Raw genomic sequence first — 1146 nt, forward strand, 5'->3', positions numbered from 1 at the left:
CGTGCATCTGGCGCAGGTGGTCAGCACGTTAACACCACGGATTCTGCAATCCGTATTACCCACTTACCAACGGGTACAGTGGTAGAGTGTCAAGACGAGCGTTCACAGCATAAGAACAAAGCGAAAGCGATGGCAGTACTGGCTGCTCGTATCGTTCAAGCGGAACAAGAGCGTCGTGCGGCAGAAGTGTCTGACACGCGTCGTAACCTACTAGGTTCTGGTGACCGCAGTGACCGTATCCGTACTTACAACTACCCGCAAGGCCGTGTTTCTGACCACCGAATCAACCTAACCATCTACCGTTTGAACGAAGTGATGGAAGGCGACCTACAAAGCTTGATTGACCCAGTGGTTCAAGAACACCAAGCAGACCAACTAGCGGCGCTAGCTGAGAACGCTTAATCGATGAGCCAAGTTCAATCCATTGAGCAAGCACTGAAAAGTGCGACGGCAAAACTGACAGAAGGCGGCAAAGAGTCGCCTTCTCTCGATGCAGCTGTCCTTCTTTGCCATGTTCTTGGCAAACCGCGAACCTATTTACTAACGTGGCCAGAAAAAGCATTAGAACCAGAGCAACAAGCGCAGTTTGATGCTTTACTCGCAAGGCGCTTAGCAGGCGAACCCGTTGCTTACATTATTGGTGAGCGCGAGTTTTGGTCTCTACCTCTCAAAGTTTCTCCTACTACCTTGATCCCAAGACCAGACACCGAGCGTTTGGTGGAAGTTGCTTTGGATAAAACCTATGGGCAGACCGGATCGATTCTAGATTTAGGCACGGGGACAGGAGCAATTGCGTTGGCATTAGCGTCTGAGCTACCGAATCGTCAGGTAATGGGAGTTGACCTCAAACAAGAGGCCAAAGAGCTTGCTGAGTACAATGCCGCGCAGCTAAACATCAAAAATGTGACGTTTGACCAAGGTAGCTGGTTCGAGCCTATTGCAGAGGGAACAAAGTTTGCTTTAATTGTTTCCAATCCGCCGTATATTGACGAGAAAGATCCGCATTTATCCCAAGGTGACGTTCGTTTTGAGCCAAAATCCGCGCTGGTCGCTGATGAAAATGGCTTAGCGGATATTCGCCATATCTCCGATTTGGCTCGTCAGTATCTTGAAGAGGGCGGTTGGCTTGCCTTCGAACACGGTTAC

At 49.9% G+C, this 1146-nt stretch carries 2 protein-coding genes; both read left to right on the forward strand.

Annotated features, from left to right (window positions below):
• A partial coding sequence (locus tag R7P72_RS25275; RefSeq protein WP_318110995.1) for a peptide chain release factor-like protein occupies nt 1-402 on the forward strand: 402 nt, incomplete at its 5' end.
• A gap of 3 nt (nt 403-405) precedes the next feature.
• On the forward strand, nt 406-1146 hold a 741-nt coding region (gene prmC, locus R7P72_RS25280), incomplete at its 3' end, for a peptide chain release factor N(5)-glutamine methyltransferase (protein WP_318110996.1).

Origin of the sequence: Vibrio sp. Vb0888, from assembly GCF_033338835.1 — a bacterium.
GTDB lineage: Bacteria > Pseudomonadota > Gammaproteobacteria > Enterobacterales > Vibrionaceae > Vibrio > Vibrio alginolyticus.